The organism is Streptomyces hilarionis (genome assembly GCF_024539675.1).
GTDB lineage: Bacteria > Actinomycetota > Actinomycetes > Streptomycetales > Streptomycetaceae > Streptomyces > Streptomyces hilarionis.
This window is the reverse complement of record NZ_JAHHIT010000192.1, coordinates 1-16044: the sequence shown is the minus strand read 5'-3', so window position 1 is coordinate 16044 and position 16044 is coordinate 1. Positions and strand designations below refer to the sequence as shown.

14 protein-coding genes are annotated in these 16044 nt (G+C 71.6%); 5 read left to right on the top strand and 9 right to left on the bottom strand.

The window, feature by feature from the left end; genetic code table 11:
• Positions 1-86: 86 nt before the first annotated feature.
• Positions 87-692: a dihydrofolate reductase family protein gene (locus KMS84_RS33715; RefSeq protein ID WP_256920328.1), complete on the bottom strand. Its 606-nt coding sequence runs from the start codon at positions 690-692 to the stop codon at positions 87-89.
• A 372-nt stretch (positions 693-1064) separates the two neighbouring features.
• On the bottom strand, positions 1065-1703 hold the full coding sequence (locus tag KMS84_RS33710; RefSeq protein ID WP_256920327.1) for a TetR/AcrR family transcriptional regulator: 639 nt from the start codon (positions 1701-1703) through the stop codon (positions 1065-1067).
• Positions 1704-1849: 146 nt separating this feature from the next.
• Here KMS84_RS33710 and KMS84_RS33705 point away from each other — a divergent pair, with 146 nt between their 5' ends.
• Together KMS84_RS33705 and KMS84_RS33700 are read left to right on the top strand one after the other, a co-directional pair.
• Positions 1850-4123, top strand: a complete 2274-nt coding sequence (locus tag KMS84_RS33705; protein ID WP_256920326.1) for an MMPL family transporter — start codon at positions 1850-1852, stop codon at positions 4121-4123.
• On the top strand, positions 4120-4818 hold the full coding sequence (locus KMS84_RS33700) for an LmeA family phospholipid-binding protein (protein ID WP_256920325.1): 699 nt from the start codon (positions 4120-4122) through the stop codon (positions 4816-4818). Before KMS84_RS33705 ends, KMS84_RS33700 begins: the two co-directional genes overlap by 4 nt.
• 286 nt (positions 4819-5104) lie before the next feature.
• Here KMS84_RS33700 and KMS84_RS33695 read toward each other — a convergent pair whose 3' ends face one another.
• Positions 5105-6061, bottom strand: coding sequence for an NAD-dependent epimerase/dehydratase family protein (locus KMS84_RS33695; RefSeq protein ID WP_256920324.1), 957 nt, complete (start codon positions 6059-6061; stop codon positions 5105-5107).
• A gap of 143 nt (positions 6062-6204) precedes the next feature.
• Here KMS84_RS33695 and KMS84_RS33690 point away from each other — a divergent pair, with 143 nt between their 5' ends.
• Positions 6205-6924 (top strand): TetR/AcrR family transcriptional regulator, encoded by a 720-nt coding sequence (locus KMS84_RS33690; RefSeq protein ID WP_256920323.1) that lies wholly within the window; start codon positions 6205-6207, stop codon positions 6922-6924.
• Between the two features lie 199 nt (positions 6925-7123).
• Here the strand turns inward: KMS84_RS33690 and KMS84_RS33685 are convergent, their stop codons facing one another.
• Together KMS84_RS33685 and KMS84_RS33680 are read right to left on the bottom strand one after the other, a co-directional pair.
• Positions 7124-8371: an MFS transporter gene (locus tag KMS84_RS33685; protein WP_256920322.1), complete on the bottom strand. Its 1248-nt coding sequence runs from the start codon at positions 8369-8371 to the stop codon at positions 7124-7126.
• Positions 8372-8480: 109 nt separating this feature from the next.
• Complete coding sequence (locus KMS84_RS33680) at positions 8481-9209, bottom strand: DUF4142 domain-containing protein (protein WP_256920321.1); 729 nt, start codon at positions 9207-9209, stop codon at positions 8481-8483.
• Between the two features lie 775 nt (positions 9210-9984).
• On the opposite strand from KMS84_RS33680, the gene KMS84_RS33675 reads away from it, so the two are divergent.
• Positions 9985-10458, top strand: coding sequence for a carboxymuconolactone decarboxylase family protein (locus tag KMS84_RS33675; RefSeq protein WP_256920320.1), 474 nt, complete (start codon positions 9985-9987; stop codon positions 10456-10458).
• Positions 10459-10618: 160 nt separating this feature from the next.
• Complete coding sequence (locus tag KMS84_RS33670) at positions 10619-11542, top strand: RNA polymerase sigma-70 factor (RefSeq protein ID WP_256920319.1); 924 nt, start codon at positions 10619-10621, stop codon at positions 11540-11542.
• Positions 11543-11676: 134 nt separating this feature from the next.
• Here the strand turns inward: KMS84_RS33670 and KMS84_RS33665 are convergent, their stop codons facing one another.
• From KMS84_RS33665 to KMS84_RS33650, 4 genes are all read right to left on the bottom strand, one after another.
• Complete coding sequence (locus KMS84_RS33665) at positions 11677-12729, bottom strand: serine hydrolase domain-containing protein (protein WP_256920318.1); 1053 nt, start codon at positions 12727-12729, stop codon at positions 11677-11679.
• A gap of 560 nt (positions 12730-13289) precedes the next feature.
• Entirely contained in the window at positions 13290-13814 is a 525-nt protein-coding gene (locus KMS84_RS33660; RefSeq protein ID WP_256920317.1) for a DUF6584 family protein, read from the bottom strand.
• Between the two features lie 316 nt (positions 13815-14130).
• Positions 14131-15267: an ABC transporter substrate-binding protein gene (locus KMS84_RS33655; RefSeq protein ID WP_256920316.1), complete on the bottom strand. Its 1137-nt coding sequence runs from the start codon at positions 15265-15267 to the stop codon at positions 14131-14133.
• Positions 15268-15383: 116 nt separating this feature from the next.
• Positions 15384-15764, bottom strand: a complete 381-nt coding sequence (locus tag KMS84_RS33650) for a nuclear transport factor 2 family protein (RefSeq protein ID WP_256920315.1) — start codon at positions 15762-15764, stop codon at positions 15384-15386.
• Positions 15765-16044 lie beyond the last annotated feature (280 nt).

Sequence of the window (16044 nt, the reverse complement as noted above, 5' to 3'; positions counted from 1 at the left end):
GGGTCCGTGGCCGGACCCGCTGGAACCATGGGGGATCCGCCGACTCCCCACCCGCCCGACCAGGCGTGCCTTGCGGGAACCCGCTCTTACGCAGGGGCTCCGAGCGGCGGGTGCTCGAGCACGCGGGGTTTGTACTCGACCAGTTGGATGCGGCCGTCGAAGGTTCGGTGCTCGAGCATGTCGAGGGCGACGTCCGGATAGCCGTCGTAGATGCGTTCTTCGCCCGTGGCCCCGGTGATCACGGGGAACATGACGACCCGGAAGCGGTCGACGAGTCCGGCACGGAGCAGGGAGCGGCACAGGCCGAGGCTGCCGATCGTGCTGAGGAGCCCTGAGCCCGTCGACTTCATGGCGCGGACGGCCCCGACGGCGTCGTCACGCACGAGCGTGGAGTTCGCCCATGTCAGCGGCTCCTCGAGAGAGGAGGAGAACACCACCTTGGACGCTTGTGTGAGCGCGTCGACGGACGCCTCTTCCTCGGGCCTGAACTCGTCCTGGCCCTGCGGGACCTCACCCGCGGCGAAGCCCGACATCAGGCGGTAGGTGTTCGCTCCCATCAGGTAGGTGGCTTCGGGCTGCTCACCGAGCCACGCGAGATACTCCGGGCCCTCCAGACCCCAGAACCCGGGCCATCCCTCTCCCGACGCATAACCGTCGAGGGAGGTGATGAAATCGACGAGAAGATCCGACATGGCAGCATCCTTTCCTGGGCTGTCATGAGCTTGGACCGGCCGGTAGCCGCAAAATCATCGGCCACGCCGTGGAGTAACCGGAAAGCCACGTGACGTCGCAACCGATCAGTCGACCGTGCGGCACGCCCGCAAAGAGCTGGAGATCATGACGTTTGCCGTACGCACGCGGTTCGGCTCCGATCTCCACTCGCCCGACGACCACGGCGCCCGTCGGCCGCGACCCCACTCTCACGCCAGAAAACGAGCACTCCCGGTGACGCCTGAGATCCCTGACCACTCGGGGGCAACGGGCCGCGTGCCCGCGCCTACCGGGCCGCGCTCCACGTCGCCGCCGTCCTCCTCCGGACACGACGCCGACCGAGGAGACGGCACCTAGGCGCCCGGCAAGGCCTCCGGCCGGTCCGTGACGGCGAGCAGGGCGTGGACGCTGGTCTCCATGGCGCGAGCTGCCGACTCGACGTCGAGTCCGCTGCTGCGCCAGTGGTACCAGGCACCCCAAGTGGTGACGGCGTCCAGTCCGTTGAGCAGGTCGGCACCGCGTCCCTCCGGGAGCCGCGCGAGTTCCTGGGCGAAGACCTCCTCCAGGCGTCTGCGCGCGAAGTCGAGCACGTGCCGGGTGGCTTCGTCGACGCGCTCCGACGGGTGTTCCAGGCGCAACATGGCGAGCCGGGCGGGGGTGATCCACTCCAGGATCCGCGCGCGCTGTTCGACGAGCGCCGTCACGCGCCCCGCCCGCGGGCCGTCCACGGGGAGGGGCCGGATCTGTGCGGCCAGCTGGTCCAGCCGCCGGGCGATGGCCGTGTCCGCGAGCTGGGACATGTCGGCGAAGTGGTGGAAGACCAGGCGTCGGGACACTCCCGCGCGCTCGGCGACCCGGTCCGCGGGAAAGTGCGATTCCCCTTCGTCGAGCAGGGACAGCATCGCGTCGGCGATCTTCTCGCGGGTCTGCCGTCCACGCTCCGTACGGCCGTCGGGGACGCGGTCGGGCGCGCGTCGGGTCGGCTGCTCCACCTCGGTCCTCCCAGGGTCTCGTTGACATTCTTGCACTCCCGATGCAACTGTTCCATTGCACGCCCAGTGCAATAAGTTTCGAGGGGGGCGGCCGGTCGACATCCCGCCGTCGGGTTGCCCCCGCCGTACGGGAGGACGACTTCCTGATGTTCCTGTCCGTCGGGCGCTGGTGCGCCCGCAGACCCAAGAGGACCCTGGCAGCCTGGCTGCTGTTGCTCACCGTGTCCGCCGCCGCCGTGGCGGTCTTCGGCAAGGTCACCACCGAAGCCGTCACCATCCCCGGCAGCGACAGCCAGGCCGCCCGCGACGCCGGGGCGGCGTTCCACGACTCGGCGTCGGGGCGGCAGCCCGTCGTCCTGTACGCGCCGCCGGGCGCCGCGGGCCTGACCGACCCCGGGACGAGGCGGGCGGTCGAGGCGGCGGCGCGGGCCATCGGGAAGGTGCCCCACGTCGTGGCCGTCACCACCCCCTACGCCCCGGCCGGCAAGAACGCACTGAGCGCCGACGGTCGCACCGGCTATCTGACGGTCGAACTCGACCTCGGCGGACGGGACATCGCCGCCGACACCACCCGGAGCATCGTGGAGGCGGCCGCGCCCGCCACCGGGGCCGGACTCGAGGTCACGGCAGGCGGCGACCTGGCCGCAGCCGCGGACAAGGGCTCGACCGGCCACAGCGAGATCATCGGCCTCACAGCCGCGTTCGTCGTCCTCGCCGTGGGATTCGGCAGCCTGGTCGCGGCCGGCGTCCCGCTGCTCAACGGGGCTCTCGGCCTCGCCGTCTCGCTGTCCGCGATCGGCCTCGTCGGCCACCTGATGGACATGCCGTCCTCGGGCACCACCATCGCCGCCATGATCGGTCTCGGAGTGGGCATCGACTACACCTTGTTCTGCCTGACCCGCTTCCGGGAGCTCCGGGCGTCCGGCGTGGGCGTCGAGGAGGCGGCGGCGCGCACCATGGCCGGGTCGGGCAAGGCCGTGGCCTTCGCGGGGTGCGCCGTGATCACCGCGCTGGCGGGTCTGGCGCTGGGCGGACTGCCCCTGCTGCACGCCCTGGCCCTCGCACCGGCCATCGCCGTCCTGGTCGCCATGGCGCTCACGCTCACACTGCTGCCGGCCCTGCTCTCCCTGCTGGGAAGGTGGCTCACCCCGAAGGCCGGTCCGCGGGAGTCGTCGCCGGCGCAGGCGGAGATCGCACCGCAAGGACCGCGAGGCTGGGGTCGAGCGGCGCAGTACGTGGCCGCTCGACCGTGGCGGTGTCTGCTGGCCGGCCTGCTCCTCACCGGCGTACTGGCCGTGCCCGCCTCCCGATTGACGTTCGGCCAGCTGGACGCCGGCGACAAGGCCGCCGGAACGTCGAGCCGCATCGCCTACGACCGGCTCGCGGACGCCTTCGGGCCGGGCGTCAACGGCCCGCTCCAGGTCACCGGCGAGCTGTCCCGTCCGGCCGCCGGCCCCGGCGACGGCCGCATCACGGCGGTCTCCGACGCGCTCCTCGCGACGCACGGCGTGGCCTCCGTGGCCCCGGCACAACTCAGCGGCGACGGCCGGCAGGTGCGGTGGCAGGTCACCCCCACCACGGCCCCCGGGGATCCGAAGACCGCCGCCCTCGTACGCGATCTCCGGGAAGACGTGCTGCCCCGCGCCACGTCCGGCGCCGACCAGGTGACGCACGTGGGCGGTGCGACAGCGGCCCAGGACGACCTCAACGAGCGCCTCGCCCGCCGGATGCCGGTGATCGTCGGCTTCGTGCTCGCCGTCGCGGCGCTGCTGTTGCTGGTCGCCTTCCGCTCGCCGGTCATCGCGGTGAAGGCCGCGCTGATGAACCTCGTCTCGGTCGCCGCGGCGTACGGCGTGCTGACCGCGGTCTTCCCGTGGGGCTGGGGCGCGGACCTGATCGGGCTCGGGGGTCCGGTGCCGGTCCCCGGCTACGTACCGCTGCTGATGTTCGCCGTGCTGTTCGGCCTGTCGATGGACTACGAGGTGTTCCTGCTCAGCGCCGTCCGGGCCGCGTACCTGCGCGGCGGCGACAACCGGCAGGCCGTGATCGGCGGACTCACCGCCACGGGGCGGATCATCACCTCCGCGGCACTGATCATGGTCAGCGTCTTCCTCAGCTACCTGCTGTCCGACGACCCGGTGGTGAAGATGTTCGGGCTGGGTCTGGCCACGGCCGTCGCGCTGGACGCCACCGTCGTCCGCGGCATCCTCGTGCCGTCCACGATGGTCCTGCTCGGCCGGGCGAACTGGTGGCTGCCCGTGTGGCTGGACCGGTTGCTGCCGCACCTGGACGTCGAGGACGACGGGCAGGACCAGGTGCAGCCCCGCGCCGACACCGACCGCACCGACGAGGCGGACGATGCACACGGGCCCCACGTGCCGGGCAGCGCACCCGTCACCGCAACCCGGAGGTCTTCGTGAGCCGCCACCCGGCACCCGCCCCGGCCCCCGCCCGCAAACGGCTGCTCTGGATCACCGTGACGACGGGGGCCCTGATCGCCCTCCTGCCCGCCGCCGACCGGTTCGCCGCCGTGTCCGCCGAGCACCGGCTGGCCGACCTCATCGCCGGACGGCAGACCGCGGTGGTCGGCACTCCCCAGGTGAGCATCGACGCCTTCCCGTTCCTGCTGAGCGCGGCCGAGGGAAGCTTCTCCCGGGTGGCCGTGCGGGCGGACGCCGTCACCGGGCGGGGCCGACCCGTGCAGGCCGCGGTGGACCTGAAAGATGTGTCGGAGCACGCCGGTTCCTACCGCGCCGCGTCGGCGGACGCCCGGTTCACCGCGCCGTTCAGCTCCTTCGGCGCCGACTCTGGCCCGGACCTGTCCCTGTCCGACGACGGCCACGGCAGGCTCCGCGTCGAACGGCAGGTGTTCGGTCTGCCGCTGACCATCACCGCGGAAGTACGGCTGTCCGGCCGCACGGTGAAAGTCGTGCCGGTCGCCGCGTCGCTGGCGGGGCGCGCCGTGGACCCGGCCGGCCCGCGTATCCAAGAGGCGTTCGCCGGGCAGGACCGAACCCTCCCGAAGCTGCCCGCGGGCCTCGATCCAAGGGACGTCTCGGTGACCGCCTCGGGCGTGGTGCTGCACGCCCACGGCGACGACATCCGTCTCACCTAGTCATTTCCTGCTGCACCCCGGTGCGTGCGGATGCCGGTGAGGCACTCGCCGCAAAGTGATCTCCAGGGCGTTGGACACGGTCGGCACGGAGTGCCGTGCCGGCAGTGCACCCGTCCAAGGCGCGCTCTCGACGCCTGCTGCGAGAGCCACTGAGGCGGTGAAGGCACCCTTCCCCAGGGGGCTCCCCGGCCGCGGTCACCGACCCGATCCGGCCAACCGGGGCCGTCGTCAGCGGCACCCTGCCGAGGGAGGAGCGATCGCACCCGACGTCTCTTCTCCCCCGGGCTCAGCGATGAGCGGCCGGGGTCCGGTAGGAGTCCACGGTGGCGTTCAGCACCTCGGTCCAGGGGGTGGGTTCGATGCCGAATGCGGCGACGGCCGCCTCCGAGTCCATCACGAAGGGGCGTTCGAACTGGTAGGCAACCTCGCGCAGGGCCCGAACGGTCGGGTTGAGCACACCGAGCGCCGTCAGCATGAGGCCCGGAACCTCGCCGACCCGGACCGGCGCGACCCCCGCGGCCTCGGCGAGGTCGGCGACGGCCTCGCGCTGGGTGCGGGGCGGGTTGGTGGGGACGTGCCAGGGGCGGCCCCAGGCCCGTTCCTCACTGCCGACGGCGACCAGCAGCCGGGCGGCGTCCTCGGTGTACGTCCAACTGTGGGCGGTGTCGGCGCTGCGCAGCACCTGGACGCCGCGCCCGGCCAGCAGGCGTGGCACGACCCGGGCCCCGAGCGGGCTCTCGGCGTGCGGCCCGATGTAGTCGGAGCTGCGGATCTCGGTGGTGCGGATCCGTCCGGCCCGGTGCAGGGCGAGCGCGTCCTCCCACATCCGGGCGCGTACCCGGCCCTTCACCGAGTTGGGGGCGAGCGGGGTGTCCTCGGTCATCGGGGCGGTGACCGCGCCGTAGCCGTAGAGGTTGCCGACCGTGGCCAGGACGGCCCCGGAGCGCTCGGCGGCGGCCAGGAGAGCCGCTGCGAGCGGAGGCCAGGCCGTGGCCCATCGGTGGTAGGCCGGATTGGCGCAGTTGTAGAGCACAGCCGCCCCCGTGGCCAGCTCGCCGAGAGCTGCGGCGTCGGTCGCGTCCAGCCGCAGGTGCCGTATGCCCGGCAGCCCGTCGGCCGGCCCGGCCGCGGCGCGTGCGGCTCCCGAGCGGCTGACCACGACGACCTCCTCGCCGCGTGCGGCGAGGAGCCGGGCCGCGGCCGAGCCGATGGGACCCGCGCCGACGATCAGGTGCTTGCTCACGACTTCCTCCGATGCGCCAGAGAACAGTGTTCTCGTCAGGTCGATGCCGAGAGAGTGGCGCAGTGCCGACGTCCTTGTCAAGAACAGTGTTCTCGTTTGCGTCCGGTGTTCTCGTTCCGTCGGTTCCGTGTCAGGATGGACGCATGTCCACCCCTCACAAGCCCCGCACCGCACGGGAACGGGCCCGGATCGAGTTCACCGCGGAGATCAAGGCGGTGGCCCGCCGACAGCTGGCCGAGAGCGGCGCCGCGGCGCTCTCGCTGCGCGCCGTCGCCAGAGAGCTCGGCCTGGCCTCCGCTTCCGCGCTCTACCGCTACTTCCCGAGCCGCGACGCTCTGCTCACCGCGCTCATCCTGGACGGCTACACCTCCCTCAGCGACGCCGCCGAGGCCGCCTGCTCCGCGCCGGACTCGGGGCCGGCGGATGCGCTGGAGCGCTGGGTCGGCGTCTGCCACGCGGTACGGGACTGGGCGTTGACGCATCCGCACGAGTACGCGCTGATCTACGGCTCGCCGGTGCCCGGCTACTCCGCTCCCCAGGACACCGTGGCGCAGGCGACCCGGCTCCCCTATCTGATCGGCGCGCTCTTCACCGAGCGTCTCGCCGAGGACGGCGACTCCCCCGCCGACTCCCGGCCCGCGATGCCCGACGACGCCCGGCAGTCACTTGCGCCCCTGCTCACCGCGCTCCCCCCGCACACCCCGGCCGACATGGTCATGAGCAGCCTGATGGCCTGGACCTACCTCCTGGGCGCCGTCTCCTTCGAGGTCTTCGGCCACCGCCGCGAGATCGTCACCGACCCCCGCGCCTTCTTCGACCACGAAGCCCGCCGCCTCGGCGCAGCCCTCGGCCTCGCCCCCTGAAAGAACGGTGGAGGGCCGCCGACCGCCGCGATACGCCAAGCACGGCCTGGGCGTTTGCCGCGCGAGGGCGCGGGACACCGCGTGCGATGCGCACTCATGTCCTCGCCACTGAGCCGGTCGACGGCGACACGCCCCCATCGCCCGCACATCGACGCCCGCACCTCACAGCGGCCGTCCACCCGAACCGTCATGACCGGGCTCAGCCGGGCACCCGTTCTCCGGAGACCGGAAGCGGTGGTGCGGTCCCCGGGGACAACGCTCGGACGGAGGGGGTGGCGACCATGGCGAGGGTGGCGAGGAGGATGAGCCCGGCGGCCCCGTAGAGGGTGGCGTGGAGGCCGACGAGGAGCACGGCGGGTCCGGCGGCGAACTGGGCGAGCGGGAGCGCGAGGAAGGAGCCGAGATCGTCGTAGGCGTAGACACGGGCAAGGCGGTCCTCGGGAATCTGCTCGTTGAGGGTCGAGTACCAGGCGACACCGGCCTGCTCGACCCCCACGCCCGCCACGAAGTCGGCGAGCACCAGCACCCAGGTGTACGGGGCGAGCACGAGCAGCAACGGAGGCACCGCCATCAACCCCATCAGCGCGCAGCCGGCCAGGATCGCCCGCCGGGGCCGCCAGCTCAGCGACAGCACGCCGCCGACGACCGCGCCCAGCGAGGACGCGGCGACGGCGAGACCCCAGCCGCCGCGGCCGATGCCGGTGGTGTCGGCGACGGCCGGGCCGAGGACGGTGAGCGAGGCGGTGATGCCGGCGTTGAGGAAGCAGAAGGCGACCACGATCACCCACACCCAGGTGCGGGAGGTGAACTCCCGCCAGCCGACGCGCAGATCATGCAGCACGCCGGGGCTGGGCGCGGGCCGGGCGACCTGGACGCGGACGAGCGCGAAGGACGCGGCGGCGAGCGCGAAGCTGAGCGCGTCGACGGCCAGGCCCCAGCCGGGGCCGACCGCGGCGACCAGAACACCGCCCAGCGAGGCGCCCACGATCGTCGCGCTGCTGCCCGCCAACCGGGAGAGCGCGAGGGCGGCGCGGCGGGACTCGGCCGGCACGGTCTGGGGCAACAGGGCCTGCACGGCGGGCTGGTAGCAGGAACCGGAAGCGCCGTTGACCGCGGCGAGCGCCATGAGCAGGGGGATGGCCGCGTGGTGGGTGAGGACCAGCACGGCGACCACCGCCTGACTCGCCGCGCAGACCACGCTGCTGCCCACCAGCAGCGGGCCGCGCGGCAGCCGGTCCGCCAACACCCCGCCGTACAGCAGGAAGACCACGCCGGTGAGGGAGCGGGCGCCGACCACCAGTCCGAGCGAGCCGACCGAGCCCGTGGCGTCGAGCACGGCGAACGCCAGGGCGATCGGCGCCACGCCGTTGCCGATCAGGTTCGCCGACGTCCCCATGAAGAGGTGCCGAAAAGGACGGTGGCGCAGAGGGGCCAGGGCCGCAGACATGCGCCCGATCGTCCGGACGGGGCCACGCATACGTCAACGGGTTTACGACCCGCCCAGGCGCCCGGCCGCCCACTCGATCCCCCTCCCCCTGGCCGTTCGGTCGGCGTCCTCACTTCCCGCCGACGGCACCGGACGGAACCGTGGATTTCGCCGGTGGAGGGAGGACGACCTGTGTCTGGCCCGCCACCGGGGGCGGTGGGGTGGTGTCCTGGGCCGGGAGTCCGGACGGGTCGGCCGACCGGGAGAGTGCCTTGTCGAAGTCGACCAGGCCCGTCTTCTCCACGATGGCGATGTGGTCCATCACGGTGTCGTTGGTCCTGTCGGCCAGGGCACGGATCAACGAGTTCTTCGTGGTGGTGCGCACGCTCGCGATCGTGGAGAGGATCTGGCCTTGTGTCGCACGCACGAGGGTGGCCATGTCCGTGTCGAACTGCTTGCCCGTGGCGGCGCCCAGTTGGGCCACGAAGCCCTGCTGTTGCGGCGAGGGCTGGTTGGGCAGCGTGATGCCCAACTCGCCTGCCACGCCGCGGCAGACGGCGTCCAGCGCACCGTGCCCGGCGATCAGGTGCTCCCCGGCGACCCTGACCGCCTTGGTCGTGCCCTTCTGCACCGCCATCTGACCGACGGGGTACTCCCACAGCCCGGCCGCCCGCATCTCGACCACGAAGTCCCGGTCGGCTTCCGTCAGCGGCCCGGTCGCCGGGCGGGCGATGATCCGGTCGGGTGCGCTGCTGACCTTCTGGACTCCGAGCATGGACGGGTAGACGAGCGAGCCGAGAGTGAAGGCGATCCCACCGCCAAGGAAGAAAGTTCCCGCGATCTTCCGTGAAACGAGCACCGTGTCTCCTGATCCGAATCGGATCCCGCACACGGAGGAGTACGGACACGAGCCCCGGAAAACTCTCCGGAAATCGCAATGGGTTCGCAAAATCGATCGTCCTGCTTTTCAGGCCGGCCGGAGCGGTTGATACGCCGGAGCACGCAAGGCGCGTGGCGGCCTCGGCGAGCGCCCGGGCGTCGCCGCTCGTCGACGCCTGACTGTCCGGCGGCGCGAAGAGGGGCCGTTCGGCCCCGACTCACGGCTGAAGCATGGGCCGTTCGCCCCTATCGGAACAGGGTGCCCTTGCGACGATCATGTGGCGGCGGCCGGGAAGGGCCACATCCATTCCCGCACACACGGCGCTTTCCGGCTCGTCGGCGACGTAGAGCAGACACGGAAGGACGCTGTCCGGTGGGCGAGGCGCAGACGCAGCATTAGGGACCGCGCGGCCGCGCGCCGAGGTCCTCCCGGTGAACGAGACACCCTCACCGAACTCGATCGCCCCGGGCCGCAGGTGATATCGCACGAACTCCCGGGCGTGCCCCGACTTCGTGCCAGGTTCCTCGCGCCGGGTTCCTTTTTCGCTCCTTGCTCGACGATCGCCTGCTTTCCCGGATGCGACAACACCCCCGCCCACGGCATCTCCGAATCTCCGACTGCCCGACTGCCCGACTGCCCGACTGCCCGACTGCCCGACTCTGGGGAGACGTGGATCACACGCCGCCGTGTCACAGGACGTGGGGTCGTCTCGTCCCAGGGTGTGCAGGCACCGACGAGCACGAAGGAGATCGCCATGGACGCGCGACTGAACTACTTCGCCACCCCGACCGCCGCCAAGATCCTCAAGCACTTCATGTCGGCGGGCAGGACGTTCAAGGAGTCACCGCTGCCGGCGCCGACACGGGAGCTCGTGGCGCTGCGCGTCAGCCAGATCAACGGCTGCGCCCTCTGCATCGACATGCACACCAAGGAGGCCGCCGCGGCCGGGGAGACGTCGCTGCGGCTGAACCTGGTGGCGGCGTGGCGGGAGGCCACCGTCTTCACGGAGGCCGAGCGCGCCGCGCTGGAACTGGCCGAGCAGGGGACCCGGGTCGCGGACGCGGCTCACGGGGTCAGCGACGACGTGTGGGACCGTGCCGCGAAGCACTACGACGAGGAACAGCTCAGCACCCTGGTGGTCCTGGTCGCGTTCACGAACGCGGCGAACCGGCTGAACATCATCGCCCGGCAGCCGGCGGGCGACTACGAGGTCGGACAGTTCCACTGAACGGCCCACTCGTCGACCTTGCTCACGCCGCTGCCGGCCCGCCGGGGCACGTCGCCCGCCCCGGCGGTGGCGTTGCACGGCAGCGCCGACGGGCCGCAGGATCACCAGAACGTGCCGGGCCGGGACGCACGGCGCGTGAGACGACCCCAAGGAGGACGCCGTGAGCAAGGTCGACGAGTTCGAGGAGTTGCGGCCTCTGCTGTTCTCCCTCGCCTACCGCATGCTGGGCAGCGTGAGCGAGGCCGAGGACGCGGTGCAGGAGACCTGGCTGCGCTTCGACGGCTCGACGACCCGTCCAGCGTCGGTCAAGGCGTTCCTGTCCGCCACGGTGACGCGGATCGCGATCGACGTGCTGCGCTCCGCGCGGGTGCGGCGGGAGAAGTACGTGGGCCCGTGGTTCCCCGAACCGCTGCTGAACGACCCGTATCAGGATCCGGCGCGCTCGGCGGAGCTGGCCGACTCCGTGTCGATGGCGGCATTGCTGTTGCTTGAGCGGCTCAGCCCGCTGGAGCGGTCGGTGTTCGTGCTGCGGGAGGTGTTCGGCTTCGGGTTCGACGACATCGCCTCGGCGGTGGGGCGTTCGGAGGCGGCGTGCCGGCAGCTGCTGGTACGGGCACGGCGTCACATGGAGGCCGGACGGCCGCGGTTCGAAGCGGACCGTCAGGAGCGGCAGGAGCTGGCGGCACGGTTCTTCGACGCCCTCCGCGAAGGCGACGTCGCCGGCCTGCGGGACCTGCTGGCCGCCGACGTGCAGATGGTCGGGGACGGCGGCGGCAAGGCCCCGCAGCTGGCCAGGGCCGTCGTCGGGGCCGAGAACGTGGCTCGACTGCTGGCCTCCGTCTTCCCGCTGCTGGCCCGGATCGACGTCACGTTCCAGCCGCACGAGGTCAACGGCCAGCCCGGCGCCGTCTTCCGCGACCGGGACGGCAAGGTCCTCCATGCTCTGGCTCTCGACGTGCTCGACGGGCAGATCCAGACCATCCGCTCGGTGATCAACCCCGACAAGCTCGGCCACCTCGGACCGGTTGCCGACGCCTGGGCCATCGACGGCGAGCTGAAGCGGACCCGCCGACGGATGAAGTGACACCGGGACCGGTGTGGGCAAGCTCTTCGGCGATCCGGCGATCCGGCGATCCGCCGATCCGGAGCCCACGGTCCGCCGTCGCCGACGCCCGCACCGAATGCGGGCCGGTCAAGCGGACCGATCAGGCGGGCCGGTCAGTCGAACATGGCGCAATGGACCGCATCCATCAGGGCCGCGCCGGTCCGGTGCGCCTGCCTGGTGAGCGTGGACGTGGCGAAGAAGAAGGAAGCCGTGCGGCGGCCCGTGGAGTCGGTGACGTTGTAGGTCGCGTAGCCAGGGACGACGCCGACATGGTCCCAGACCGTGCCGCAGGAGGTCTTCGCCGTCTCGATTCCCAGCCCGTAGCCGAGCTCGTCGGGGTCCTCCGGCCCGCCCTCCGGCACGGTGGTGCGCATCTGGGCGAGCTGTTCGGCGGGCAGCAGGCGGCCCGACATCAGCGCACGGTAGAACCGGGACCAGTCACCGGCCGTGGACACGATCGCGGCGTCCGCTCCGGCGGCCGTGACGTAGTCGCCCGTGACGTCCACGTGGTCGTCGTGCCGGGGACCGGCGTAGTGCCTGAACTCTTCGGGGACGTCCGGGGGCATGTGGGCGGCGTCCGGCTCGTAGCCGTGCGCATGCCGGCTGCGCCAGGCGGAGCCGGTGGCGTAGAAGGTGTGGCGGAGCCCCAGGGGCCGTGCGATTCGGTCCCGGACCAGCGCCGCAAGCTTCTTGCCGGTGGCCTTCTCCAGGACGGCGCCGATCGCGATGTAGTTGGTGTTGCTGTACGACCACGCGGTGCCGGGCTCGAACAGCGCCGGGTGTCCGCTCACCAGGTCCAGTATGTCCGTCGACGTCCACACGTGGGGGTCCTGGCCGGTGAGAGCCGGCGCGAGGGCGGGGTCCTCGGTGTAGTCGAACAGCCCGCTGGTGTGGTTGAGCAGCATGCGCAAGGTGATCGCTTTGCCGTTGGGCACTTCGCCGGGCAGCCACTTGTCGACCGGATCGGTCAGGGCCAGTGTGTGCTCGGCGACCAGTTGCAGGACGAGGGTGGCCATCACCGTCTTGGTGTTGGACGCTTCTCGCACCTCGTCGTCCGCCCTGAGGCGATGGTCCTTCTCCGTCCAGGCGGCCTGCTCTGAGATCTCGATGGGCCGGCCGTGCCCGTCGTCCACCCGCACGACCACCCCGGGCACTCCCTCTTCCACCAACATCCTTGCCAGTGACCGAAGATGAGCGCGTGTGGTCGCAGTGCGGTCCTGCGTGGCCGCCGGGAGCGTCCCGGGACGGGCGGCGGCGATGGCGCGGACCGCGCCGCCCTCGCCGATGACGTCGGCACTGGACGGGGTCGCGACGAGGGGCACGAGGAGGGCCGCGGACACCGCAACCGTCGCTGCCGCGCGTAGCGCGGTCGGGGGGAAGCGCCGTCGAACGTCCACATGCATGCGCAATGCGCACTCCTTCACGATCCGGATGGTCGTCGGGCACGATCGGCGGTCCGGGAGGCGAACACGGCTCCCCGCTCGGCGAGTTGTCGCGTCGTCCCGGACGAAGCCGACTCCGGCGTGCCCAGCACGGGCCGGGGAGCCTCTCGGACCATAGCCGAAGGCGAGAAAAGAAGTGACTGCCCGTCACTTGTTTGTTTCCTCACCGGATTCCTGGGCGGAACCCGCGAGTCGAGGCAGTTCCAGAGCAGTCACGCTGCCGTTCCCGGCCCTCCCCTGTCATCCCGCCCAGGTCGGCCGTCCCCGGTCCGCAGCGCTCGGAGTCACTCGAAGAGGGCGACGACTCCCCTGATCCAGACCGCGAGGAACGCGAGGACGACCACCAGACAGCCGACGCCCACCAGCACGCCTCCGACGGTGGAGTGCCCGGCGGGCGACTTCCCCTGCTCTTCCGGCTCGCTGTAGGAGGCGGGGGCGTCCCAGTCGACGGGGTGCCCCAGTTCCTCGGCGCACGCAGTCCGCAATCCGAGCAACTGCGCCTGCGCGAAGGGCGTGGCGGCCAGCGCCTCGGGTCCGCGCCAGGCGAGAGCCTTCATCCGCCACCCGGGAGATCCATAGCGCGCCTCGAAGGCAGCGGTCTCTTCGGCGTCGCGGTCCTCTTCGAGGAACATCCAGCGTCCGGCTTCCGCGGCATCGCCGTAGAGCCGGTACACCTCGGCCAGACGCCGACGGAGTGTCAGGTCGTACGGGAAGGACGAGATGAGACCGCGCAGACGCTGGCGCGCGACGGGTACACGGCCGGCGGCCAGGTCTGTCTCGACTCGGGCAAGGGTCTCACTCAGGGGCATGAACACATGATCGGATATCGCGCTCACCCGCGTCGACCCGGTTTCGCCGCTCAACGACGCGCCGCCGCGTGACCGCCTGCCCCGCGCTCCGTCGCGGTCCCGGGCATGCGGCGGGCACGGGAAGCCACCGGGCAGTCCGCCGCGGAGCCTGCTGTGGGGCAGCAGACCGAGCAGCAACGGCCGGGCGTCGGCGTCGTCCTTCAGGCGCGCAACTCGCCGGGGGAGGGCGGTGCGCATGGCGTGTGCCGTGTCGCCGCCCTGCCCAGAGGCCCCCGGCGCCCGGCGCGCGACAACGCGCCGGGCGCCGAACCCGGGATCAGGCTCCCGGGTGCAGTCCGAGCCAGCCCGGCGACGGGTCTCCCTTCACCTCACCGAAGTACAGGGCGAAGGTCTGCTTCCAGCGCTCGATCGCCGCGCGGTCGGCCATGAAGCGCGGGAAGCCGTCGAGGTTGCCGTTGGGGTACTCCCAGACGGGCTTCAGTCCCGTCGGCGGCGTGACATCGGTGCGGACGGACCAGCCGTTGGTGGCGGCCTTCTGCTGCTCGACGGAGAGCCGCCAGTTCAGGTACAGCTTGGCGGCAGTGGGGTTCTCGGCCTGCTTGAGGATCGCGGCCCGCTGTCCCCAGGACATGAACGGCGCCGTCTCGGGCAGCACCCACTTGACCGGCCCCGTGGACAGGGGCGCACCGGAGCCGCCGATGCCGACGGCCTTCTGACCGCTGCTGACGGCCGCCGACGGGGTGTAGCTGCCGCGGGCGAACTGAAGGTCCTGGGCCGCGAGTCGAGCGAGCCAGTCCCAGCCGTACTTCTCCACGTAGAGGGTGTAGAGGTAGAGGACAGCGTCGTCGTCGTGGGGGTAGGAGGAGGCGATCTTCCCCTTCCAGCGGGCGTCGACGAGGTCGAGCGGACCGCTGGGGATGTCCGAACCGACGGCGGCGGGACCGTACATGTAGCTGAACGCGCTCACCTGGACGGCGACCCAGGCGCCGTGCGGGTCCTTGAAGGGGGCGTAGAGCCGGGAGAAGCCGGCCGGCTTGTAGGCCAGCAGTCGGCGTTCCTGCTTCCAGCGCACGAAGTCCTGCACGGTCTGGAGCTGTACGACGTCGGGTACGAGGGTGTCGGTGGCGAACTGGTTGTCGACGCGCACGTCATGGAACTTGCTGTAGTCGACGACCACGGTCAGGTCGATGTCCGGGAAGCGGTTCTTGAAGCCGTTGCGGATCCCGTCCGCCTGGCTGGAGACATCGCCTCCGGCGTAGATCACGAGCTTGCCGCCCTCGGCGAGGGCGGCCTGGTAGAGCTCGTCGAGGGACCGGGTCTCCTCGGCGCCGCCCGATTCCCCGCGGCCGGTGGATGCCTGGGCGGAAGTGGCGGAAGCAGTGGCGAAGCCGAGACCGAGGGCGGCGCCCGCTCCGGTGGCGAGCAGGCGGCGTCGGCTGGGAAGGCTGGTCATGGTGGGGGGGGTGCCTCTCTGTCCGGATCAGTCATGCATCGGGGGAAGCGGGACCAGGGCAGCGGAACGGCACGTCGACCGAGCACGGCTCCGGTGACCTGGTGCTGCCGTGGGGGTCAGAACATGGTGTTGTCGTTGGCGCTCTTCTCGGGCACTTCCTGGATCACGTCCCAGTGCTCGACGATCTTGCCGTCGGCGACGCGCCAGAAGTCGGCGACGGCCATGCCGCGGTCGCCGGGCTTGAGGTGCAGATTGCTGTGGGTGACGACCAGGTCGTCTTCGGCGACCGCGCGCTTGATGTCCAGGCGCAGGTCGGGGAACTGCCCGCGCAGCCAGTGCACGTAGCCGACGAACGCCTGCGGGCCGTCCTGTGCCTCGGGGTTGTGCTGGGTGTAGCTCTCACCGAGGTGGGCGGCGGCGGCCGCCTCGGGCTGGTGGTCGTTGAAGGCCTGCTCGTAGAAGGCGATCACGAGCTTCTTGTTGTCCGCAGCGGACATGAGTGGCTCCCGTCTGACAGGGGGTGCGGTTCGACTCGGCCGGTTCGCCGTCCTCGCCGACGCCTCTGCCTGGCCTTCGCCACCGGTGAGCCGGCCGCCGCGGTCCGGGGAGTGCTCGACGAGCGCCTCGGTGAGCACGGCACCGCCGGCCTGCCGGACGATCCGAGCGTCGGCGCCCTCGACATGGCCGAATTCTCGGACCGGAACTCGGCAGGCACCGCCGCGCGGACCACCGCAGACCACCTCTGCGGGCAGATGCGGGTGGCGGGTGGCGGGTGGC